This window comes from Paenibacillus nicotianae (assembly GCF_042681745.1).
Taxonomy (GTDB): Bacteria; Bacillota; Bacilli; order Paenibacillales; family Paenibacillaceae; genus Saccharibacillus; species Saccharibacillus nicotianae.
In genome coordinates, this window is record NZ_JBHUGF010000010.1 from 724,661 (window position 1) to 746,708 (window position 22,048).

Sequence of the window (22,048 nt, forward strand, 5' to 3'; positions counted from 1 at the left end):
CTGTAAACAGTGGTTTCTGTTAGAATACACAGGTGGGCATTATTACCAACCATGCCCAATAGCAGATCACATTGTAGATAATGGGAGAGTGAACCAATGGAACGCACATTTTTGATGATTAAACCTGATGGTGTGCAGCGGGGGTTAATAGGACGCATTGTCAGTCGTTTGGAGGACAAAGGCTTTAAGCTGGTAGGTGGCAAGTTCGTAACCGCAACAGAGGAACAGGCAAAACGTCATTATGCAGAGCACGAAGGCAAAGCATTTTATGATGGTTTGATCAGCTTTATTACTTCAGGCCCGGTGTTTGCTATGGTATGGGAAGGTGATGATATTATCACAATCTCGCGCATGGTTATCGGCAAAACAAAAGTAACAGAAGCCCAACCTGGAACAATTCGTGGTGACTTTGCTAATCATACTCCACTCAATCTGATTCACGGTTCCGATTCAGTTGAAAGTGCTGAACGGGAGATTGCTAATTTTTTTGACGAGAACGAATTAAGCGTTTACGACAAAAATATTTCAGCATGGATCTAAACATACCCTCGCATGGACTGCACTTACAATGATGATCAAGGAAGTGATCCCATGCTTATTAATGATACGATTCATTCAGACCCGGACTATGTAGGTTTTATAAAAAAAGTAAAAGATAATACTGGAATCGATTTGGCTCAATACAAAGAAGCTCAAATGAAGCGTCGTTTGACTACATTACGTACCAAAAACGGATTTTCTACATTTAGCGCTTTTTTCGATGCAATGTTAAAAGATAAAACGTTATTTTATGAATTTTTGGATCGTATGACGATCAACGTGTCTGAATTTTGGCGCAACCCGAACCGTTGGGAAGTATTGCGTGATTCGATTTTACCGCAATTGCAAAAAAACAACGGTAAAAATTTAAAAGTATGGAGCGCAGCTTGTTCTACAGGTGAAGAGCCATATACATTGTCTATGATCCTGTCTGACAAAAATCTATTATCCAGTACTACTTTGCATGCTACGGATATTGATGATGGTGCATTAGAAAAAGCTAAAAAAGGAATGTATTTGGAACGTTCATTAAAAGATGTTCCTGCTGATGTTGCCAAACGCCATTTTACAGCAGATGGTCACATGTTCCATATTAGTGACTCGCTGAAAAAAGCGGTTAATTTCCGTAAAGGTAACCTATTGACCGATACGTTTGAAACAGGATACGATCTGATCGTATGTCGCAATGTAATGATTTATTTTACAGAAGAAGCTAAAAATATGCTGTATCATAAATTCGCTAACAGTCTGCGTCCTGGTGGAGTATTATTTGTAGGCAGTACGGAGCAGATTTTTTCTCCGGCACAATATGGGTTCGAGACATCGGAAACATTCTTTTATTACAAAAAAGGCTGATTTCTGCTTGATCTGTAATCAAAACAGTGCACATGGTTGAGGCTAGAAATACGTCATACTTATTTATGTGTAGATTCATACTCTAGATCTAATGAAGGAAGAATCTATGCAATCTATTTAAATAAAAACACGCTGCTTGTATCGTCTATGACGAAAAGGTAGCGTGTTTTTTATGATCAACAGGCAGTAGCAATAGATGAAATCAATGTTTTACCCTTTCTTGTCAAACCAATAGATGCTGTACTATAATAAGCAAAGATAATTACGGATTTTAGCAATGCACAGTTTAACAGTTTAAAGGGGGAACGCAACAATGAGTTTACGTTATTTAACAGCAGGGGAGACACATGGTCCCCAATTGACAGCGATTATTGAAGGATTACCAAGCCAGCTAGAGCTGGATTTTGAAGCATTGAATTTCCAACTTGCACGTCGTCAGAAAGGGTATGGACGAGGTCGCCGGATGCAAATTGAAAAAGATACAGCAGATATCGTCGGCGGTGTACGTCATGGATATACAACAGGAGCACCTGTAGCTTTGGTTGTAGCGAATAATGACTGGAAGCACTGGACAAAGATTATGAATATTGAGCCGATGGAAGGTACAGACGAAGAGAAACGTCGTGTACATCGTCCACGTCCGGGTCATGCGGATTTGAATGGCGGTCTTAAATATAATCATAAAGATTTGCGTAATGTGTTAGAGCGTTCTAGCGCACGTGAGACAGCGATTCGTGTCGCTTGCGGAGCTGTAGCACGTCAATTCCTTGAAGCATTTGGGATCAAAGTTGCCGGACAAGTCATTCGTATCGGTGAAATCGTAGCCCCACCTCACAATCTTCCACTGGATGAGTTGATTGCTCAGACAGAAGAGTCTTCTGTGCGTGTAGTGGATAAAGAAACCGAGCAAAAAATGGAAGCTTATATCGAACAAATCAAAAAAGAAGGCGACTCGATCGGTGGTGTCGTGGAATGTATTATTGAAGGCGTTCCTGTCGGTCTGGGAAGTTTTGTTCAATATGATCGCAAGCTTGATGCACGTATCGCGCAAGCCGTAATGTCAATCAATGCTTTTAAAGGCGTAGAGATTGGCATAGGGTTCGAAGCAGGAGAACTTCGTGGTTCACAAGTCCATGATGAGATTCTGTATACCGAAGAGCGTGGATATCATCGTGCTAGCAACCGTCTAGGCGGATTTGAAGGTGGAATGACGAATGGTATGCCTATCGTTGTTCGCGGTGTAATGAAGCCTATTCCAACCTTATACAAACCGCTACAAAGTGTAGATATCGATACCAAAGAAGCATTTACAGCTCAAGTGGAACGTTCTGATGCTTGTGCTGTACCTGCTGCTAGCGTTGTGCTTGAAAGTGTTGTTGCTTGGGAAGTAGCCAAGGCTTTCCTTGAGAAATTTGGCGGCGACTCGATGGATGAGATTCGTAATAATCTTAAAAATTATCTTGCTCAAGTGGAGCAATACTAATGTCTGCGGTGAGAACCGTTGATGTCCAACTTGGCGAACGCTCCTATCCAATCTATATTGGAGAAGATTTGTTACAACAGGCAGGAACGTATTTAGACAACCATCACATTTCTAAGCAAAGCCCTGTACTGATTGTTACCGATGAACATGTAGCTGATCCTTACTTGAATACTGTGGAGCAGTCATTGACTGCTTCAGGATTTACGGTCGTAACCGCGATTGTAGGCGCAGGTGAACAATCCAAATCGATGTCTGTATTTGAAGAAGTGATGACCAAAGCGATTCAAGGCGGTCTTGATCGTAAATCGACTGTGATTGCACTCGGTGGCGGCGTTGTGGGAGATCTGGCTGGTTTTGTTGCTGGATCATATATGCGGGGTATTCGCTTTATCCAAATGCCAACCAGTGTGCTTGCACATGATAGCAGTGTCGGTGGTAAAGTAGCGATTAATCATCGTCTAGCTAAAAATATGATCGGTGTTTTCCATCAACCGGAATTCGTATTATATGATCTAACAACACTTCAAACTTTACCCAAACGTGAAGTATATGCTGGACTTGCAGAGATGGTGAAGCATGGTTTAATCTGGGATAAAGAATTTGCTTACTGGTGTCTTGAACATGCGGAAGAATTGAAAGCTGTAGACATGACAGCGATGGGTTACGGTCTGGAAAAAGGATGTTCAATCAAAGCAATTGTCGTTTCTCGTGATGAACGCGAAAATGATCTACGAGCGATTCTGAATCTAGGGCACACTATAGGACATGCTATTGAAGCTGTAGCAGGGTATGGTGAAATTATTCATGGAGAAGCGATCTCAATCGGTATGGTGGGTTCTGCGCTTATCGGTGAGCAGTTAGGTGGAGAGCCAGGTCTTGTAGATACTACGCGCGAGATGTTAACATCCCTTGGGCTGCCTACTATTTTGCCGGAACGTCTGGATGTGGATCAGATTATGGAAGCGATGATGCATGATAAGAAGTTTCAAGAAGGATCAATGACATTTATCGTTCCCAAATCTATCGGTGTTGTAGAGATCAATCATAATGTTGATTATGATCTGGTACGCCGCGTAGTGCAGCAATTAAAGGAAGAGGTGTAAACGATGTACAATCGAGGAATTCGTGGGGCTACTACAGTAATCAATAATGACAAGCAGGAAATATTGGATGAAACCGTAGTATTGCTGAAGGAGATTGTAGACCGTAATCAATTTGAACCTGAAGATATCAGTTGTATCTGGATTACGATGACCCCTGATCTGGATGCTATTTTTCCAGCGTTAGCGATTCGTGAAATGGAAGGCTGGAATATGGTTCCTTTAATGTGTGCGGTAGAAGCAGCAGTACAGAATAGCTTGCCTAAATGTATTCGATTGATGATTCAAGTCAATACAACAAAGTCACAACAAGAAATCAAACATGTCTATCTCAACGAAGCCAAGCGATTACGTCCAGATTTAGTTATTTCAGAATAGGGATATGATGTAAGGGTTGCGTTAGACGTTTCTTTTGCTGTATAGTAGTCGTTAAGATAAATAGTAAGAGCCGTGTAATGAGCTGAGATGCAAGTAGAGGTAGAGAAGAGTATAGATGAGAATGAAACGTAAGCCTTGTCGGCGGGCAGAGCGGATTGATCCATTAGGTGTGAATACACTGTATGTTATTCAATTCGGATCGTGTGCCAGCAGGAAGACAAGAGCAAAGACGTTTCAAGCAGTATAACGTGGTACAGCTAGAAATAGACAATCGAAATATCTGTATAGCACAGTTGTAAGTATCACCTGAAATGATGATTGCCAAGACCATAGATATAACGAGAGGTACAAGAGTGTATCACTGTTATCATAAATGGGTAATCATATCAAAGTGGTGCTAACTAGATAGCTGACAGATGATGAATATCAGTATGTAGATCAATCCGTATCTGCTTACTTATTTCTTTGTACTATTTGTAGTGGGAATACTTCGATTCTGCCGGAATCCTAAGTAATCGATTCTGACATTTGTACATTTTGTACGTCTATTGCAGCCTTCATGCGTCGACACGCGTGAAGGCTTTTTTAGTACCCAAAATACAAATCTGAGGAGCGAATACGATGATTCAGCCCAATATCGAACAAGTGATTGCAACATCGAAAGAATACAATTTGATTCCTATTGTCAAACGTTTGCTAGGCGATATGGAGACACCAATTCGAATTTTTCAACGCTATGCCGATCATAAGCGTGCATTTCTATTAGAAAGCGTAGAAGGTGGTAGCAAATGGGCACGATATTCGTTTATCGGCAGTGATCCATTTCTTCTGATCTCTGGAAAAAAAGGCAGAATCAAGCTTGAAATCAACGGTCAGGAAGCAGAACTAGCAGGCAAGCCTATCGAACAACTCAAAACATTATTGCAACGTTATCGTAGTCCCAAAGTAGACGGTTTACCTCCATTTACAGGAGGAGCGATTGGATTTTTTGGATACGATCTACAACAATATTATGAAAAATTACCTGCTCATCGGATCGATGATATGCAGATGGATGATATTCAATTTATGTTCTGTGATCAGATTGTAGTATTCGATCATGTCAAACAGCATATTTTGCTAGTTGGTAATGTGCATGTACCGGATAACGCGACAGAACAACAAATTCGTGAAGCATATACCAAAGCCAGTCGCAAGCTAGAAGCGACAGAAGATTTATTAAAAACACAGCCTTCTATCAGCACGATGGGACGTAGCCCGGTATCGGAAGATGTAGAGATGGGTGAAATTCAATCCAATATGACCAAAGAAGAATATTTGGATGGTGTAGATCGGGCAAAAGAATATATTCGTGCCGGTGATATTTTTCAAGTGGTGTTATCTCAACGTTTTCATATTGAAACAGAAGTCTCACCGCTCGAAGTGTATCGTGTATTACGCACGATGAATCCATCCCCTTATATGTATTATTTGAAAATGGATGATGAAGTCATTGTAGGCACATCGCCAGAAGCACTGGTCAAAGTAGCAGGAGATCGGTTGGAGACACGTCCTATCGCAGGAACTCGTCCTCGCGGTCAGACAGAAGCGGAAGACCAGGCGTTAGCTGAAGAATTGCTTCAAGACGAGAAAGAGCGTGCAGAACATCTGATGTTAGTCGATCTCGGTCGTAACGATCTAGGACGAGTATCTGAATTCGGAAGCGTCAAAACAGATACATTTATGGAAATTGAACGGTATTCGCATGTGATGCATATTGTGTCCGGGGTATCAGGAAAATTACACAAAGATAAAGACTTCTTCGATGCTTTCTTATCTTGTCTGCCTGCTGGAACTGTATCCGGTGCGCCTAAATTAAGAGCAATGGAAATTATTGCTGAAATTGAAAATGAAGCACGCGGTGCTTATGCAGGAGCCATCGGTTATCTAGGATTCTCCGGTAATATGGATGCTTGTATTACGATTCGAACGATTATTTTCAAAAACGGTAAAGCTTATGTACAAGCAGGAGCAGGTATCGTCTGGGATTCGGTTCCAGAAAAAGAATACGAAGAAACAGTGAACAAAGCCAAAGGAATGCTCAAATCGATTCGTGTGGCAGAAGCGATGTTTTTACCAAAACAACAAGAAAGCGAATCTGAAATCAATCAAGATTATATGTATGGATATGATCGTTAAACATCCCGTAACAATGTAACTATAGATAAAGAAGTAAAGGAGAGACAGAGATGGGTGGAAATGAACTGATGCAACAAGCGATTGCTACAATTATTGAAGGCAAGCACTTAACACGCGAGCAATCGAATCAAGTAATGAATGTCATTATGAGCGGTATTGCTACTCCTTCTCAAATCGGAGGCTTACTAACAGCTCTTCGTATCAAAGGGGAAACAGTAGAAGAAATTACAGGTTTAGCAGAAGCGATGCGTACCAATGGAGGTAGTGTTCCTGTATTATCAGACGGATTGTTAGATACATGTGGAACAGGTGGTTCAGGGATTCACAAATTTAATATTTCCACTGTATCTGCAATTATCGCTTCTTCTATCGGTGTACGTGTTGCCAAGCATGGTAATCGATCTGCGTCCGGCAAAGCAGGAAGTGCAGATGTATTAGAAGCTCTAGGTGTAAATATTACGTTGAATCCTGATCAAGCGGCTGCATGTTTGGAAGATATCGGTATTTGCTTTATGTTTGCGCAAGTATTTCATCCATCAATGAAGTATGCCGCTGCTACGCGTCGTGAGTTGGGGGTGCGTACAGTATTTAACATGTTAGGGCCTTTGACCAATCCAGCAGGAGCAGACCGTCAGTTGATTGGCTTATATGATATTAGTAAGATTGAGATAGTAGCCCATACGCTTCATTTGTTAGGACTCAAGCGTGCACTGGTGGTAGCTAGTCTGGATGGACTTGATGAAATTAGTATATCTGCACCTACAAGAGTAGCAGAACTCAAAGATGGACAAGTACACACGTATGAGATCAGCCCGACTGATTTTGGTCTACCTACACATCCAATAGAACATACATTAGGCGGAGACGCTATGGAAAATGCCGATATTATTCGCAGTGTGCTTCGTGGAGAAGAAAGTGCTTATCGTGATGTCGTAGTTGCGAACAGTGCAGCATGTATCTATCTTTCAGGTCAAGCTGATTCACTTGCGCAAGGAGCAATCATAGCGGCTCAAGCTATTGATTCAGGAGCGGCTGCTCATAAGTTACAACAATTAATAGACACAACGGAGGGATTAAGCCATGTATCTTGACCGTATTGTAGTAACCAAACAACAGGAAGTTGAACAATTGAAAAAGACATTTTCAGTAGAACAGGCTAAAGAGCAGATCAAAACATTGCCTGCAACGAAAGGTTTTCGCAAAGCGTTAATCCAGCATCCACATCATTCGATGGGATTGATTGCAGAAGTGAAAAAAGCTTCTCCATCTAAAGGATTGATTCGCCCGAATTTTGATCCTGTTGAAATTGCTAAAGCGTATGAAGATGCAGGAGCAGATTGTATCTCTGTATTAACAGATGTTGATTATTTCCAGGGAAATAAAGAATACTTAACAGCTATTCATCATGCAGTACAGCTTCCGTTACTTCGCAAAGACTTTATTATTGATGAAGTACAGATTTATGAAGCACGCTTAATCGGTGCGGATGCTATTTTGTTAATTGCAGCTATTTTGACACCAGAACAATTACAATCTTATTTTGATATAGCATTATCTATTGGATTAGATGTATTGATTGAAGTACATGATCGTGAAGAATTAGAGACTGTTCTACAGGTTAAAGGAGCCGCTGAACATGCATTGATTGGTGTGAATAATCGAAATCTCAAAACATTTGAGACCTCACTTGCGACCACTGTGGAATTGATAAATCTCGTTCCAGCCCATGTTCCTTTGATCAGTGAAAGCGGGATTTCTGGAGTGGATGATATGGTTTATTTATCAGGTGCAGGAGCGAAGGGCGTACTGGTTGGAGAGTACTTTATGCGTAAAGATGATATTCGCGCTGCTGTAACAACGCTTATGGAGCCTACGCAAACTGCCCATTCTAATGATTTTAAAAGTACACATGAATAAAGCTCAACAATCATCCACTCAGCAAAGTAAGACCGAAAAAAAATACGTAAAAATTTGTGGACTTCAAAGCGTTGAAGTGCTAAAATCTATGATACAATTACCGATTGATTACATCGGTTTCGTTTTTGCAAAAAGTAAGCGTCAGGTGAATCGTGATCAAGCCGCTATACTGATCGAAACGTTGCATCAATGGCAAAATCATCCGATTCCTCAAAGCGTTGGTGTATTTGTAAATCCGACCTTAGACGAGTTGAAAAAGATTGTTGAAGTGGCGCCACTTGATGTCATCCAGCTTCATGGTCAAGAGTCTCCTGAACTGTGCAGACAGATTCAAGAGCAATTGCATAAGCAGGTATTCAAAGTGATCTCACTAACAAGTACAGCGCAACAACAATCTGTAGAACAACAACTTTCACCTTATGAGGGCGTTGTCGATGCCTTTTTATTAGATACGTATGATCCTCTGTATGGAGGAGGTTCAGGTAAAACGTTTGCCTGGAACCAAATAGAACCTTATCATCAATGGACAGTTACACACCGTATTCCATTACTTATCGCTGGAGGATTAACCCCAGACAACGTATCATCTCTACTCAGTCAATATTCGCTTGAAGGCGTTGATGTATCAAGCGGAGTAGAAACAGATGAAATCAAAGACATTACGAAAATAACAACATTTGTAGAAAGGGTGAAGGCATAATGACGACATTACCAGATGCAAAAGGACGTTTCGGCGATTTTGGAGGAAGATATGTGCCTGAGACTCTGATGAATGCACTTATAGAATTGGAACAGTCTTACTATCAATATGCAGAAGATGAAGAGTTTCAGACAGAACTGAAATATTTGCTTAAAGAATATTCTGGACGAGAAACACCATTGTATTATGCACAGCGTTTGAGCGAAGAATTAGGTGGGCCTAAAATCTATCTCAAACGAGAAGATTTGAACCATACCGGAGCTCATAAAATCAATAATGCACTCGCTCAAGGCCTACTTGCAAAGCGTACAGGTAAAAAGAAAGTCATTGCTGAAACAGGTGCTGGTCAACATGGTGTAGCTACAGCTACTGTGGCGGCATTGTTCGGACTTGAATGTAAAGTATTTATGGGCGAAGAAGATATTCGTCGTCAGCAGTTGAATGTATTTCGGATGAAATTATTAGGTGCAGAAGTCGTGCCGGTTACATCGGGTACAATGACGCTTAAAGATGCTGGAAATGAAGCATTACGCTACTGGGTAAGTAATGTAGAAGATACATTTTATATTCTAGGTTCGGCGGTAGGCCCTCATCCATATCCAATGATGGTGCGTAATTTCCAACGTGTTATTGGGGATGAGACACGTCGTCAAATGCTTGAACTTGAAAATCGTTTGCCAGATACAGTTGTCGCTTGTATCGGTGGAGGTAGTAATGCTATCGGTATGTTTTACCCGTTTATTGAAGATACCGATGTTAATCTGATCGGTGTAGAAGCCGCTGGACGTGGTATTGATACCCCTTTACATGCAGCCACAATGAGTCTGGGAACCAAAGGTGTTTTTCAAGGGTCGATGAGTTATCTATTGCAAGATGAATATGGACAGGTTCAACCTGCACATTCGATCTCAGCCGGTCTGGATTATCCGGGAGTAGGCCCTGAACACTCCTATCTTAAAGATATCAAGCGTGTACAATATGTGCCTGTAACCGATGCTGAAGCTTTGGATGCTTTGAAATTACTTTGTCGTACAGAAGGTATTATTCCTGCTCTAGAATCTTCACATGCAATTGCACATGTCGTCAAAATAGCAAAAGATATGAGCAGCGACCAGATTCTAGTCATCTGCCTTTCCGGTCGTGGAGACAAAGATGTAGAGTCGATTATGCAGTATGAGGAGGGCGTACAATGAGTATGACAGATCAAAGTCAGAATCGTATGGATGCCACGTTTGCTCGACTAAAAGAAGAAGGCAAAACAGCATTGATTCCTTTTCTTACTGTAGGCGATCCTGATCCGCAGACTACGATTGATATTATTGTAGAAATGGAAGCGGCTGGCGCGGATATTCTAGAATTAGGTGTTCCTTATTCTGATCCATTAGCTGATGGGCCTGTGATTCAGCGTGCTTCTCAGCGTGCTCTTACTCATCATGTTACTATTCATACTTGTCTAGAAGTAGCAGATGGAGCACGTCAGCGTGGAGTAGAAATGCCATTTATTTTGTTTACGTATTATAATCCGATATTGCAATTTGGATTGGATACGTTTTTTGAAACGATGCAAGCTCATGGTATTAGCGGGATGATTATTCCTGATCTGCCTGTGGAAGAGTCTGGTGAAATGAGAGAACGCGCCAAAGCAGCAGGCGTTAGCCTGATTCCTCTAGTAGCTCCAACATCCAATGACCGAATTGCAGCAATTCTAGATGGTGCTCAAGGATTTGTCTATTGCGTATCTTCACTTGGAGTCACCGGGGAGCGAGCTTCTTTTCACAATAATGTGGAACAATTTATCCGCGATGTGAAAAGCAATACCGATCTTCCGGTAGCAGTTGGTTTTGGGATTTCGAGTAGTGAACAAGTGAGAGAATTTTCTAAATTCTGTGATGGTGTTGTGGTAGGTAGTGCGATTGTACGTCAAATTGAATCGCAGATCCCTCTTTTGACAAATCCAGAACGCAAAATCGAAGGATTATTGCAAATTCGCAAATTTGTGGCAGAATTAAAAGAATAAAAAAGATGTATGACTATATTACGTAAAGATGGAGCCCTATCACAGTGGCTCCAACTTTTACATGAAGGAGTTAAAAATAATGAAGCCTAAATCTCGTATCGTTAATATTCCTGTATACCAACCAGGTAAACCTTTAGAAGAAGTTAAACGTGAACTCGGTTTAAGTGAAGTGATCAAATTAGCATCTAATGAAAATCCATACGGTTCTGCACCATCTGTACAAGCAGCGATTGCTAAAGAATTAACGCAGCTACATATTTATCCTGATGGTGGAGCTGTTGACCTAACTGCACAGTTAGGCACACATTTGGGTGTTGAGCCGAATCAAATTATTTTTGGCTGTGGTTCAGATGAAATTATTGCCTTAATTACGCGTGCTTTTTTAGAGCCAGGTGATGAGACAATTATGGCTGATCAGACATTTTCAGTATACAAAAGCAATGCCGATATCGAAGGCGCACTTGTACATGAAGTGCCTTTAAAAGATGGTGTACATGATCTTGAAGGCATGATGGCACAAGTAAATGGACGTACTAAAATTATCTGGGTGTGTAATCCAAATAATCCAACAGGTACGATTGTATCGCATGAAGAATTGATCGGCTTTTTGGAACAAGTACCTAGTAGTGTAATGGTCGTATTGGATGAAGCTTACTACGAATATGTAACAGATGCGGCTTACCCGCAAAGTCTTAAATTGCTTGAAAAATATACAAATGTAGTGATCTTGCGTACATTCTCCAAAATCTATGGTCTGGCTGCACTTCGTATCGGTTATGGTGTAGGTCATGCAGATGTGATCAAATTGATCAATCAAGTACGTGAGCCATTCAATACCTCTCGAATCGGTCAAGCTGCTGCTCGTCAAGCATTAGCAGATCAAGATTTTGTACAAGATTGTCATAACAAAAACAAAGAAGGCATTAAATACTTAACAGCAGAATTTGATCGTCTGGGACTGCATTACTTCCCGTCACAGACTAACTTCATTATGGTAGATGTGAAGCATCAAGCACTGGAAGTATTCCAATCGATGTTGCGTCGTGGCGTGATTGTACGTGCAGGGCATCAGAAATATCCAACGTATATTCGTGTTACGGTTGGAACAGCACGCGAAAATGAAATCTTTATTCGTGCATTAGAAGAATCTATGCAGGAACAGTCAACAACAGTGTAACTTCGTAAGCGCAAGTATAACAGTATCAGGATGTATGCAAGCTGTCGTAAGGATAAGCTAGTAATATCCTGATATTGATCATACTTGATATCAGATAAAGAATGAGTGGGATATGTGATGACAACTAAAATTGCAATTTTCGGTGTAGGGCTGATTGGTGGCTCGCTTGCACTATGTTTTAAAGGCAAGCCTGATCTGTATGTAACGGGCTACACGCACCTCCCGGAATTAATACATACGTATCAAGAACGGGAAGTTGTTGACCATGCTACACTTTCGATTGAAGAGGCAGCGCTGGATGCTGACTTTATTTTTTTATGTGTGCCTGTAAGTCTGATCGGTACGTATCTGGACAAATTAAGCCATTTACCTCTCAAGCAGGGTTGTATTATTACAGACGTAGGCAGTACCAAAGCATCTGTGATCGCTCATGCGGCGCAGTTGAATTTGGATTCCGTCTATTTTATAGGTGGTCATCCTATGGCGGGTTCAGAGCGTGCAGGAGTAGGAGCCGCTTCAGCGCTTTTATTTGAAAACGCATATTATGTACTGACTCCTCCTGAAAACGTTCCACAGGACGTTATAGACCGATTAGGTAATCTTCTGGAGCAGACAACAAGAGCACAGATTGTAAAAGTCGAACCTGTAATGCATGATGAAATTGTCGGAGCCATCAGTCATTTACCGCATGTGATTGCTGTCGCATTGGTGAATCAGATTCGTCAATACAACCAAGAAAATCCATTATATCGTATGTTAGCTGCGGGTGGATTTCGTGATATTACACGTATTGCTTCTAGTGATCCGATCGTCTGGCGCGATATTTTGCTGAATAATCGCCATATTGTATTGTCTTTGCTAGAAGATTGGAATAGCGGTGTAGCTGAATTTATTGAGCTGTTACAGCAACAAGATTCTCGGGGAATTGAAGAACAATTTGAAAAAGCAGGCGCTTTTCGGGATCAATTGCCTGAACGTCGAAAAGGTATGATTGCTTCGCTATATGATCTTTATCTAGAAGTTCCCGATCATCCAGGGATTATAGGCAAAATCACGACTGAAATTGGTAATCAAGGTATCAATATTAGCAATGTTCAGATCGTGGAGAGTCGAGAAGAGGTACCGGGTGTGATGCGTTTGTCGTTTAGACAAGAGCATGATATGGAAAAAGCAAAGATTATGCTGCAAGATCAACAATATAGTGTATTTGTATAAAATAGAATTATCAATCTTAAATAAGATAAAAAGTTGGAACACTTGAGCTAAAACATGAAGGAAACCAGTCTACATCTGCAATTGTTTGTATCGTAAACTGGCTTCCAAATATGGATTTTTAAATTATTTTTAGAAAATTATGAAAATATTAGCTAAGAGTGTTGACAGAATGAAAGCGTATACAGTATACTGAAAGTACAGTATGGTTTCTCTCCACTCCTATCCAATACTAGATCCCCCTTATTAGGTGGGAACAAACCGCTAACTTATGTTAGCGGTTTCTTTTTTGCGTTTGAAATATTAAAAAAGCTCTTCTTCAAACTTTTCAATTTTTATATGCTCTTGCTCAAGAAACTTCAAAAGTTTAAAAGAATATTCAATATCAAATATTTGATTATATTTATATTCGATAGATAAAGAAGTTAAAATAGGATCAGCTAAAACATTTTCTATAGCATATTCTAAACTTATTCCTGCAAAAGAATTTTCACTTTCATTTTCATTTACTCTCTGAAGCATATGTTCTATATCGTGTTCGAGGTCTTCAAAACTTAAATCATTACGAAAAACAGAAAAATTATTTTCAATATAATCAATAACATTTTTCATGCTATTTGTTTCATAGATAATTCTTCCAGGAATTAATTCATCAATATCAAAGTTTATATTTAATGTACTTTTATACCAGCGAGAAATAAATTTAAAAAATAATTCTACTGGACTTAGTTCTCCATTATCTTGCCAATGTTCAATAAAGGGAGTATTACGTAATTTAAATATATCTTTTCCTTTATAAGAACTTACTTCTACTATTATTTTTAATGGGTATAAAGCATATTTAGTTATAAAATCAATATGATTAATTTTTGTATCAAAAGATTGTATAGACTCTTGAATTGATTTTAAAAAAGGAATAATTAAATACTTTTCTATTGTTGTTCTGTTTATATCCATCAACATTCGAAAAACTTGATCAGTAAAAATTGAAGAAGGTTTATTATATATAAGATTCTCTAGTAATTGCTTCTGTCTTTCTGGTGACTGTTCAAGAATATATTTTGCAGTGAAATATTCTTGAAAAGAACGATGTTGATAATTATATTTCAATCCATCTAAATATAAGATGCATACTGCAACGACTAAGTCATCTTTAAAATCTTCTTCAAGAAATTCTTGCCTTGTAATAATTTTAGCTTTTTCTATCAGTTCTATGAGACGCTCTCCTGTAAATGAAATTTCTTCTTTGAAATAACTATGAGCAGAAATTATTTCTAGTATTTTAGTAAAATCTCCAAATCCTAAATTATTTTTTTGAGTTTTTCTTTCTCTGTAATATCCTGTTTTACTACTATCGTGTTTTGAATATAATACTTCATAAGCTTGACTATAAAATAGATATATTTTATCAGGAATTTCAGCATATTCTTCGAATGTCATCAGCATCAAAGTTAAAAGCAGAGGATTTGAATAAAAAGTTTGATGCTGTTGATATAAACCTTTAGATAAATTCTCAGAAAACTTATCTTTTATTTCTTTTTCATAAGGCATTTTTGAAACTAATTCTAATGCCTGTTCATCAGTCAAATTACTGACCCTAAAATCAGTGTAATTATCCCAACCACCAGAAAGTTCATCGGAAATACGAGAAGATACTAAAAAATGATTATAACTATACTGGGTAGAAAAATCATTTAGCTCTCTTATGATAATCTGTCTTCTTTTCTCATTCACTTCATCCAATCCATCAAAAAAGAAAATATAAATGCCTTTATTAAAAGAATTGACAAGATGTTCTTTTTCTAAATTAAAATTTAGTATCGACATAGAATGATATATAAAGTCTATTAAGTTATATTCAATAGAGTTTATGTCTCTTAAAGTAATAAATATGGGAATTTTATCAGTTTCTTTTAAGGAATTTAAAAATAAATGTTTAAATAAAGTCGATTTGCCAATACCACCACTACCTAAAATCATAATTTTTGTACTTACATCTAATAATTCATTGATGTTTTTTGTACTAATAACTTTCTCTTTACACTCTAAATTGCTATTAACAAAAACTTCATATAATGGAATAGGAGTCTGCCTATTTAAAATAGTCTTTACATTACTATAACGATGTATACAGCTATTTAAATAATTTATAAAAGCAGTTTGTATTTCAATTGAGAACTCAGCTAATAATTTCCTTGAAATTTTAGTAACTCCTTTAGCAATACTTGTTACATTTCTAGAGACTAAATCTGATATTAATTTTGAATAGTCAAAAGAATCATATCCCATTTTAAATTAAACTCCTTTTAAATTTTATTTTAAGTATGGAAGTATCAACATTTTTGTCAATTTTAAAGCTCATCTTATCAAATTCGTATTTATTTCTTGAAATATTTATATCTTTTTTCTTAAGACCAAATGATTCTGGTGTTGCTTCAATTGCATAACTTAAAAAATCATAACACAAAATTTCTTGATCAAAAATATTTGTGTTATGATTTTTTTTTATATATCATTTATAGATTTCATAATGTCACTATTAAAATTTATGTCTTTTTTATAAATCAGTATTCTCCCTTCTCCTGAAGGCAATATATAAGGTAAATTACTTTTTTAATTATCCTCAGTGAAAAAACCTGTATCAGTTAAACCACTATAGCCTAGATCTTCTTGTTGAAAAAAAGTAGAAGAGAATCTAGCTAATGTCAAAGTTTTCTCTCCTGTATTTGCAAGAAGAATCTTAAATTGAAAAGGAATTGAGTAATGGTCAGGAATAGTAGTGAATTTTTCGATTTTTATTTTGAAATCTTTATCTGGCTGATAAGAATAAATAACAAGATTCTCTGAACTCGATTGAAAACTTTGAACAATTGTATAACTAAAAGTAGCTGTAGAAATTATAATGGCAATTATTGATAGAACTTTTTCAGTTAACATCCAAACACCACTATTCTTTATATTATTCCAAATTTGTGACATATATTCCTCTAATAATTTAATTTTTATATTTATCGGTAAAGATAGTGAAAATTTGTAATTCTAATATATTTCCTTGCTAAATAACTTCATAAAATATCTATCTCCAACCGATAATGATGTATAGTCAAAAGGAGACTTACATAAAGAAGCATAGTATAGCAAGATGAACGGAATGTAGCACTTTTACAACATCTTCTTTCAATCTTGCAATTGATCTTCAAAAATAATAATGAATTTTTAAATTTTTTTCTAAAACCAGCAACCTTTTTGGCACATGCTCCGTCTGATAATTAGATAGGATACAAAAGGACATTTTTCTGAGACTTATTACAATAAATAAAGCTCTCTCAATCGTACCAACTGACGATAATTCATCGCTTATTATATTGCAGTTTAGTTACATTCGTAGTTTTTATCATTCAAATACATTTTAAACTAGAGAAGTTGTTGTAAAGTTGTGGAAACTTATATTTTCTACCGCAACTTTTGCCGTCCGTTTCGGTATTACATAATATACAAGGAACGGAAAGATGCGGCGGCAGCAACGAGGAGGGTCGCATTAGAATGACAGATGATTCCCTGTTGATTCAGGAAATTAAAAACGGTGACGTGGAGTTATATTCAGAGCTGATGCGTCGTTATCAGCGCAAAATTTTGGCATTTGTTTATCATATGCTTAAAAACTCCAATCTCGAAATGATGGCAGAAGATTTATGTTCAGAGACGTTCTACAAGGCTTACAAAAGCCTTCATTCCTTCCGGGAAGTAGATGCTTCGTTCTCGACATGGTTATATACAATTGCACGCAATACTGTACTTAGTGAACTGCGCAAACAAAAAAATGGCAGTGTACCACTCGAAGAAAGTGGTTTTGTTCCGTTAGCACCGAATAGCATGGTGCCTGAACAAGCTGCGTTGCGTAATGAACGTGTACAGATGGTACGTGAAGCAATTGATCTTTTACCTGAAAAGCAAAGATCTGCATTGATCCTCCGCGAATATGACCAGATGGATTATCAGGAAATCGCTGAAATTCTGTCTCAGAGTGTAAGCTCCGTCAAGTCTCTTTTGTTCCGGGCAAGAGCGAGTGTAAAAGTTCGGTTAGAACCTTACTTTTACGATTCGGTCTATGATGAGCCTATTGAAGGGATGAAAAGAAAATGAATTGCAGAGAGGCCGAAGAGTTATTCGGGATATATCATGATCTTCCGAAAAATGATTCGCGCCGCCAGGCACTTGACCGTCATATAGAAGAGTGTCCGGCTTGTGCGGCGGAATTTCAAATATGGCAGGAAAGTTATGATTTAATTCAGGCTCAGGTTGAAGAAGACAAAGCTTCTGAGCTGATGATGACTGCTGAGGCAGAAAAAGTAAACCTTACAGTTATGGATCGTATTTACGCTGAATCTCCATGGGTGTTACAGACGGATCGTAAGCATGGACCTATATTGCGTTTGTTCCGCCGTCGTTTATCGGCCTGGATTCTCTGCTTGTTTGCTATATTTGTATGTAGTTCATTGTATTTAACACTCGATTTCTCAGGAACATTTGATCGAGATGCAGCACAAGAGCGTGTATCAGGGATTGTACCTACAGCGATTGCTACAAGCGATAACGCAACAGTGGCGAATTCTTCTTTACATTTTGTAGGCTCTGAGCGTGGTCTAATCGATCCTCTGGTAATTCCTATGAGTCCAAGTCATCCTCAATACTGGATGATTTTATCAGTGGTAGGTATGATGCTAGCGTTACTTTCATTGCGATGGCTTGCCAAAGCACGTCATTCATAATGTATAGTTGTCAAAGCAGTTCACCATCGTAACCATGAACGGAACATGGGGAGGGTGAACTGCTTTTTTGTTTGGAATATAAGGAAATTGTGTTAGTATAGATTATTCATTTGTATTACTTTTATATTCAATACAAAAAGAAAGTAGGATATCGATCGATGCGTATAGGACTAATCAGACATGGACTAACCGACTGGAATGCTTTGGGACGTATTCAAGGACATAGTGATATCCCTTTAAATGATGAAGGCAGACGTCAAGCTCAACGATTAGCAGAACGTCTTGCTACAGAAAGTGAAGCGGTGCAATGGGATTTTATCGTTGCTAGTGAATTATCGCGTGCACAAGAAACAGCCCAAATTATAGCAGAACGGTTACATATTCCTTTATTGGAACCAGATCAACGGTTGAAAGAACGTGCTTTTGGACAGGTTGAAGGATTAACATGGCAAGAGCGCGAAGAAAAATGGGGCGCAGATTGGGAGACATTAGAATTAGGGCAAGAAAAGATAGAAGATATTCAAGCGCGTGGTATGGAATTTTTGAATCATACGATAGAACAATATCCTGAGCAAAATATTCTGGTTGTCAGTCATGGTGGGTTCTTATCTCAACTGTTTACTCTATTGCTCAAAGAAGCTCATACTGAGCGAATTGGCAATCTGTCTTTGACGATTTTGGAGCGTACAGAACAGGAATGGACGACAATTTTGTACAACAATATCCAACATTTAGAATAACCCTTCTTTAGACGGGTTATTTTTTATTTTATTTTTTTGTATAATTAGTGATACGCTTACAAATAAATTGGTTAAATGCCATTAAGGAGTTAATCACATGTTATTGCCTTATCACAATCAACTACCGAATATCGATCCCAGTGTTTTTGTTGCAGAAGGTGCCAAATTAATTGGTAACGTCACTGCTGGCAAAGATAGCAGTATCTGGTTCAACGCTGTACTGCGTGGCGATCTAGCTCCAGTTATTATTGGGGAGCGTTGCAATATTCAAGATTTAGTTGTAGGACATGTACATGAGAAACATCCGTTATGGATCGAAAATGATGTCTCTGTCGGACACTCTGCTATCGTACATGGTTGCCGAATCGGTAAAGGTTCTCTTATTGGAATGGGAGCTATTATTCTGAACGGCGCTGATATTGGAGAGTATGCATTGATTGGTGCAGGTTCACTTGTCACTGAGAACACAATAATACCACCTTATACTCTTTCTTTAGGTTCACCTGCACGTGTGATACGAGAGCTAACCGAACAAGATTTGGAACGGATGGCACGTACAACACAGAGCTATGTGGACAAAGGAGCAGAGTTCAGGAATCCATGAAATAGCATTATGGAGGTGCGCCCTATGTACAAGATGAAAGTAACCTATGAAGTTATGCTGGGATTAGCGGCTGAAATGGTATGGGATCAAGTACTACGTGAGCATCGTATGAATGAATTACACCTGTTGATTGATCAAGCACTTGCAGAACGAGACGAAGATGCTTTTCAACGTTTGACAAACGAATTACGTACGTTAGCTTCTGCGGTGTTAGTGGTAGAGCCTGTAGTCGAAATTGTTGAACGTAAATCATTATCGTTTTGATGCAAAAGTGTAAGGTGATCAATATCTGTTTGTAAGCGTAACAAGCAGAACAATACTACGTATTTATGGATGCCGTTGTCGGACGTTTAGGAAGAAACGGAATTTGATGATAGAAGTGTGTACTAGCCGGCGGAGTCTGCCTATATCAGGCAGGCTTTTTTTGTGCTTATACAGAGATTATCAAAAAACAGTAGCACTTGCGTGTAAGTAGACATCCTATTAAAATGATATAGATTCGTGGTTAACCAAGAATATAGCAGATTGGTAATAGATAAAGGGGAATGTTTATGTCGATTTCATTATTGTGGAGTAAAGCATTGTTAACCGATCGTAGAGTGTTATGGTTACTGCTGATCTGTAATGCGCTGGGCACAGTGTATGGATACATATGGTATGGATTACAATTAGAGTACACACTAGAAATCAAGCCAACATGGATGATTATCTTTGTACCTGATAGTCCAACTGCCAGTTTATTTTTTACAGTAGCATTAGCTTTTATTTTATATCCACCCAAGCAAAAAGCATGGATCGTGATTCGTAAATTATTCGAAGCATTAGCTGTAGTCACTTCTGTCAAATATGGAGTCTGGGCAGTAGTTATGATCTTCTGGGGTGTAGCATTAGGTGATCCATTATACTGGCAAGATTGGATGTTAACCGCTTCTCATTTAACGATGGCAGTCGAGTCATTGTTATTTGTACGCTTTTTCGCATTTGGTTGGAAATATCTTTGGATCGCTCTGTCATGGACATTACTGAACGATTATATGGATTATTCACAACATATCTATCCGTGGCTGACTCCACTTCTAGTCGAACGTTTAGATCAAGTTCGTAATTTTACAGTGATCCTAACTTTTGCATCGGCATTAGCAGGAGCGCTAGCATTACGACAAGCCCGTAAAATACGGTCGCTTAATTCATAGACTTTTTCATATCTGTATCAGTTGAAAAAATTGTGAATGAAAGAACACGTTAAAAAGATTCACTAAAAACAGTATATTCAACAAAAAGAACCACAAACCTTTTTAAGGATTGTGGTTCTTTTTATCTATTACAACCGCGATGATAAGAACAACGATTTGGCTGGAGTGGATGATGCAAAAGCGAATACTTCTATTACTTTAATAGTACAAACTCAGCTATCTTCACGAAATCCTTCGCCATGCACATCATTTACTTCATTAATAATCATAAAAGCACGCGGATCAACAGAACGTACAATCATTTGCACCCGACGAATTTCTTGCCTGGATACAACGCAATAAGCAATTTCTTTAGCATGCTTGGAATATGCACCGATTGCAGGAATTAATGTTACGCCTCGATCCAGTTCTTTCATAATAATTTCAGCAATCTCACCGGCATGATCGCTAATAATTGTAAAGGCTTTGCCAGAATAAGCACCATCTTGAATAAAATCTATTAATTTTGAAGCAATATAGACAGTTACTAATGTGTATAAAACCAATTCTTTGCTAATAAAAAATAACGAGGAACCTATAATAACAATATCGATTACAAGCATAATCTGTCCCATGCTCCAGCCGAACTTCAAATGAAGAATACGTGCAATAATATCCGAACCACCTGTCGTACCACCAAAGCGGAAAACAATTCCAAGTCCTGTACCTAACGTTACCCCTGCATATAAAGCAGCTAAAATATAATCATTTTTGGTCTGAAATGTACCAATCCAGCCTATTTTGATCATTCGTTCAAATAACCATAAGAAAAAAGTAAGTGAAGCAATTCCGACGCCTGTATAGATCATTTGACGTTTACCTAACAATTTGAGACCAATTAAAAATAAAGGAATATTAAGAATTAAAGTAGATAAGGAGGGCGATATACCAAACGCATAATTCAAAAGCACTGTAATTCCTGTGACTCCACCTTCCATCAAGGTGTTAGGAATAATAAAATACAATAAACCAAATGCATATACACTGGCTCCGAATATAATCGGAATAATCAATCTGAGCTGACTCCAATATTTGTGCTTCGACATCGTCGATACCTCCGTAAAATAAACTAACCTTTATCAGTATACATTTTTTTGTGCATAATTGCATAAAAGTTATCAAAATAAACATAAAGATAAATATTGA

The 22,048-nt window shown here is 38.3% G+C and carries 22 protein-coding genes; 19 read left to right on the top strand and 3 right to left on the bottom strand.

Annotation, left to right across the window (positions count from 1 at the left end):
- Positions 1 to 96: 96 nt before the first annotated feature.
- The 13 genes from ndk to ACFSGI_RS07470 all read left to right on the top strand — a co-directional run bounded on the left by ndk (position 97) and on the right by ACFSGI_RS07470 (position 13,560).
- On the top strand, positions 97 to 540 hold the full coding sequence (gene ndk / locus ACFSGI_RS07410; protein WP_204823516.1) for a nucleoside-diphosphate kinase: 444 nt from the start codon (positions 97 to 99) through the stop codon (positions 538 to 540).
- A gap of 51 nt (positions 541 to 591) precedes the next feature.
- Positions 592 to 1,395 carry a CheR family methyltransferase gene (locus ACFSGI_RS07415; RefSeq protein WP_204823517.1) on the top strand — a complete coding sequence of 268 codons (804 nt, stop codon included), beginning with the start codon at positions 592 to 594 and terminating at the stop codon, positions 1,393 to 1,395.
- A 313-nt stretch (positions 1,396 to 1,708) separates the two neighbouring features.
- Entirely contained in the window at positions 1,709 to 2,878 is a 1,170-nt protein-coding gene (gene aroC / locus ACFSGI_RS07420; protein ID WP_204823518.1) for a chorismate synthase, read from the top strand.
- 8 nt (positions 2,879 to 2,886) lie between these two features.
- Entirely contained in the window at positions 2,887 to 3,981 is a 1,095-nt protein-coding gene (gene aroB / locus ACFSGI_RS07425) for a 3-dehydroquinate synthase (RefSeq protein ID WP_204824942.1), read from the top strand.
- Positions 3,982 to 3,984: 3 nt separating this feature from the next.
- Entirely contained in the window at positions 3,985 to 4,356 is a 372-nt protein-coding gene (gene aroH, locus ACFSGI_RS07430; RefSeq protein WP_204823519.1) for a chorismate mutase, read from the top strand.
- Between the two features lie 621 nt (positions 4,357 to 4,977).
- Positions 4,978 to 6,534, top strand: a complete 1,557-nt coding sequence (gene trpE, locus ACFSGI_RS07435) for an anthranilate synthase component I (protein ID WP_204823520.1) — start codon at positions 4,978 to 4,980, stop codon at positions 6,532 to 6,534.
- Positions 6,535 to 6,584: 50 nt separating this feature from the next.
- Positions 6,585 to 7,625, top strand: coding sequence for an anthranilate phosphoribosyltransferase (gene trpD / locus ACFSGI_RS07440; protein WP_204823521.1), 1,041 nt, complete (start codon positions 6,585 to 6,587; stop codon positions 7,623 to 7,625).
- On the top strand, positions 7,615 to 8,451 hold the full coding sequence (gene trpC, locus ACFSGI_RS07445) for an indole-3-glycerol phosphate synthase TrpC (protein ID WP_204823522.1): 837 nt from the start codon (positions 7,615 to 7,617) through the stop codon (positions 8,449 to 8,451). Before trpD ends, trpC begins: the two co-directional genes overlap by 11 nt.
- Positions 8,444 to 9,151: a phosphoribosylanthranilate isomerase gene (locus tag ACFSGI_RS07450; protein WP_204823523.1), complete on the top strand. Its 708-nt coding sequence runs from the start codon at positions 8,444 to 8,446 to the stop codon at positions 9,149 to 9,151. The genes trpC and ACFSGI_RS07450 overlap by 8 nt, the downstream gene beginning before the upstream one ends.
- Positions 9,151 to 10,344 carry a tryptophan synthase subunit beta gene (trpB, locus tag ACFSGI_RS07455; RefSeq protein ID WP_204823524.1) on the top strand — a complete coding sequence of 398 codons (1,194 nt, stop codon included), beginning with the start codon at positions 9,151 to 9,153 and terminating at the stop codon, positions 10,342 to 10,344. Before ACFSGI_RS07450 ends, trpB begins: the two co-directional genes overlap by 1 nt.
- Positions 10,341 to 11,168, top strand: coding sequence for a tryptophan synthase subunit alpha (gene trpA / locus ACFSGI_RS07460; RefSeq protein WP_379282830.1), 828 nt, complete (start codon positions 10,341 to 10,343; stop codon positions 11,166 to 11,168). Before trpB ends, trpA begins: the two co-directional genes overlap by 4 nt.
- A 79-nt stretch (positions 11,169 to 11,247) precedes the next feature.
- Positions 11,248 to 12,345, top strand: a complete 1,098-nt coding sequence (gene hisC, locus ACFSGI_RS07465) for a histidinol-phosphate transaminase (RefSeq protein ID WP_204823525.1) — start codon at positions 11,248 to 11,250, stop codon at positions 12,343 to 12,345.
- Positions 12,346 to 12,462: 117 nt separating this feature from the next.
- Positions 12,463 to 13,560 (top strand): prephenate dehydrogenase, encoded by a 1,098-nt coding sequence (locus ACFSGI_RS07470; RefSeq protein WP_204823526.1) that lies wholly within the window; start codon positions 12,463 to 12,465, stop codon positions 13,558 to 13,560.
- A 300-nt stretch (positions 13,561 to 13,860) separates the two neighbouring features.
- Here the strand turns inward: ACFSGI_RS07470 and ACFSGI_RS07475 are convergent, their stop codons facing one another.
- Together ACFSGI_RS07475 and ACFSGI_RS07480 are read right to left on the bottom strand one after the other, a co-directional pair.
- A complete protein-coding gene (locus tag ACFSGI_RS07475) occupies positions 13,861 to 15,846 on the bottom strand; it encodes an NACHT domain-containing protein (RefSeq protein WP_204823527.1) in 1,986 nt (661 codons plus the stop codon).
- A 324-nt stretch (positions 15,847 to 16,170) separates the two neighbouring features.
- Positions 16,171 to 16,536 carry a hypothetical protein gene (locus ACFSGI_RS07480; protein ID WP_204823528.1) on the bottom strand — a complete coding sequence of 122 codons (366 nt, stop codon included), beginning with the start codon at positions 16,534 to 16,536 and terminating at the stop codon, positions 16,171 to 16,173.
- A gap of 564 nt (positions 16,537 to 17,100) precedes the next feature.
- Here ACFSGI_RS07480 and ACFSGI_RS07485 point away from each other — a divergent pair.
- From ACFSGI_RS07485 to ACFSGI_RS07510, 6 genes are all read left to right on the top strand, one after another.
- Positions 17,101 to 17,700 (top strand): RNA polymerase sigma factor, encoded by a 600-nt coding sequence (locus ACFSGI_RS07485; RefSeq protein ID WP_204823529.1) that lies wholly within the window; start codon positions 17,101 to 17,103, stop codon positions 17,698 to 17,700.
- Positions 17,697 to 18,326 (top strand): anti-sigma factor family protein, encoded by a 630-nt coding sequence (locus tag ACFSGI_RS07490; RefSeq protein WP_204823530.1) that lies wholly within the window; start codon positions 17,697 to 17,699, stop codon positions 18,324 to 18,326. The genes ACFSGI_RS07485 and ACFSGI_RS07490 overlap by 4 nt, the downstream gene beginning before the upstream one ends.
- Before the next feature lie 158 nt (positions 18,327 to 18,484).
- The gene (locus tag ACFSGI_RS07495; RefSeq protein WP_204823531.1) at positions 18,485 to 19,066 is read left to right on the top strand and encodes a histidine phosphatase family protein; all 582 of its coding nucleotides are present in this window, start codon (positions 18,485 to 18,487) and stop codon (positions 19,064 to 19,066) included.
- A gap of 97 nt (positions 19,067 to 19,163) precedes the next feature.
- A complete protein-coding gene (locus ACFSGI_RS07500) occupies positions 19,164 to 19,670 on the top strand; it encodes a gamma carbonic anhydrase family protein (protein ID WP_204823532.1) in 507 nt (168 codons plus the stop codon).
- 24 nt (positions 19,671 to 19,694) lie between these two features.
- Positions 19,695 to 19,934, top strand: a complete 240-nt coding sequence (locus ACFSGI_RS07505) for an IDEAL domain-containing protein (RefSeq protein WP_204823533.1) — start codon at positions 19,695 to 19,697, stop codon at positions 19,932 to 19,934.
- Positions 19,935 to 20,221: 287 nt separating this feature from the next.
- Complete coding sequence (locus tag ACFSGI_RS07510) at positions 20,222 to 20,863, top strand: DUF1405 domain-containing protein (RefSeq protein WP_204823534.1); 642 nt, start codon at positions 20,222 to 20,224, stop codon at positions 20,861 to 20,863.
- 212 nt (positions 20,864 to 21,075) lie between these two features.
- Here the strand turns inward: ACFSGI_RS07510 and ACFSGI_RS07515 are convergent, their stop codons facing one another.
- On the bottom strand, positions 21,076 to 21,948 hold the full coding sequence (locus tag ACFSGI_RS07515) for a YitT family protein (protein ID WP_204823535.1): 873 nt from the start codon (positions 21,946 to 21,948) through the stop codon (positions 21,076 to 21,078).
- Between the last annotated feature and the right edge of the window lie 100 nt (positions 21,949 to 22,048).

What these genes read in the sequence shown, in the direction of transcription:
- ndk (WP_204823516.1), top strand. Translation starts at nt 97, where the DNA reads ATGGAACGCACATTTTTGATGATTAAACCTGATGGTGTGCAGCGGGGG.
- ACFSGI_RS07415 (WP_204823517.1), top strand. Translation starts at nt 592, where the DNA reads ATGCTTATTAATGATACGATTCATTCAGACCCGGACTATGTAGGTTTT.
- aroC (WP_204823518.1), top strand. Translation starts at nt 1,709, where the DNA reads ATGAGTTTACGTTATTTAACAGCAGGGGAGACACATGGTCCCCAATTG.
- aroH (WP_204823519.1), top strand. Translation starts at nt 3,985, where the DNA reads ATGTACAATCGAGGAATTCGTGGGGCTACTACAGTAATCAATAATGAC.
- trpE (WP_204823520.1), top strand. Translation starts at nt 4,978, where the DNA reads ATGATTCAGCCCAATATCGAACAAGTGATTGCAACATCGAAAGAATAC.
- trpD (WP_204823521.1), top strand. Translation starts at nt 6,585, where the DNA reads ATGGGTGGAAATGAACTGATGCAACAAGCGATTGCTACAATTATTGAA.
- trpC (WP_204823522.1), top strand. Translation starts at nt 7,615, where the DNA reads ATGTATCTTGACCGTATTGTAGTAACCAAACAACAGGAAGTTGAACAA.
- ACFSGI_RS07450 (WP_204823523.1), top strand. Translation starts at nt 8,444, where the DNA reads ATGAATAAAGCTCAACAATCATCCACTCAGCAAAGTAAGACCGAAAAA.
- trpB (WP_204823524.1), top strand. Translation starts at nt 9,151, where the DNA reads ATGACGACATTACCAGATGCAAAAGGACGTTTCGGCGATTTTGGAGGA.
- trpA (WP_379282830.1), top strand. Translation starts at nt 10,341, where the DNA reads ATGAGTATGACAGATCAAAGTCAGAATCGTATGGATGCCACGTTTGCT.
- hisC (WP_204823525.1), top strand. Translation starts at nt 11,248, where the DNA reads ATGAAGCCTAAATCTCGTATCGTTAATATTCCTGTATACCAACCAGGT.
- ACFSGI_RS07470 (WP_204823526.1), top strand. Translation starts at nt 12,463, where the DNA reads ATGACAACTAAAATTGCAATTTTCGGTGTAGGGCTGATTGGTGGCTCG.
- ACFSGI_RS07475 (WP_204823527.1), bottom strand. Translation starts at nt 15,846, where the DNA reads ATGGGATATGATTCTTTTGACTATTCAAAATTAATATCAGATTTAGTC.
- ACFSGI_RS07480 (WP_204823528.1), bottom strand. Translation starts at nt 16,536, where the DNA reads ATGTCACAAATTTGGAATAATATAAAGAATAGTGGTGTTTGGATGTTA.
- ACFSGI_RS07485 (WP_204823529.1), top strand. Translation starts at nt 17,101, where the DNA reads ATGACAGATGATTCCCTGTTGATTCAGGAAATTAAAAACGGTGACGTG.
- ACFSGI_RS07490 (WP_204823530.1), top strand. Translation starts at nt 17,697, where the DNA reads ATGAATTGCAGAGAGGCCGAAGAGTTATTCGGGATATATCATGATCTT.
- ACFSGI_RS07495 (WP_204823531.1), top strand. Translation starts at nt 18,485, where the DNA reads ATGCGTATAGGACTAATCAGACATGGACTAACCGACTGGAATGCTTTG.
- ACFSGI_RS07500 (WP_204823532.1), top strand. Translation starts at nt 19,164, where the DNA reads ATGTTATTGCCTTATCACAATCAACTACCGAATATCGATCCCAGTGTT.
- ACFSGI_RS07505 (WP_204823533.1), top strand. Translation starts at nt 19,695, where the DNA reads ATGTACAAGATGAAAGTAACCTATGAAGTTATGCTGGGATTAGCGGCT.
- ACFSGI_RS07510 (WP_204823534.1), top strand. Translation starts at nt 20,222, where the DNA reads ATGTCGATTTCATTATTGTGGAGTAAAGCATTGTTAACCGATCGTAGA.
- ACFSGI_RS07515 (WP_204823535.1), bottom strand. Translation starts at nt 21,948, where the DNA reads ATGTCGAAGCACAAATATTGGAGTCAGCTCAGATTGATTATTCCGATT.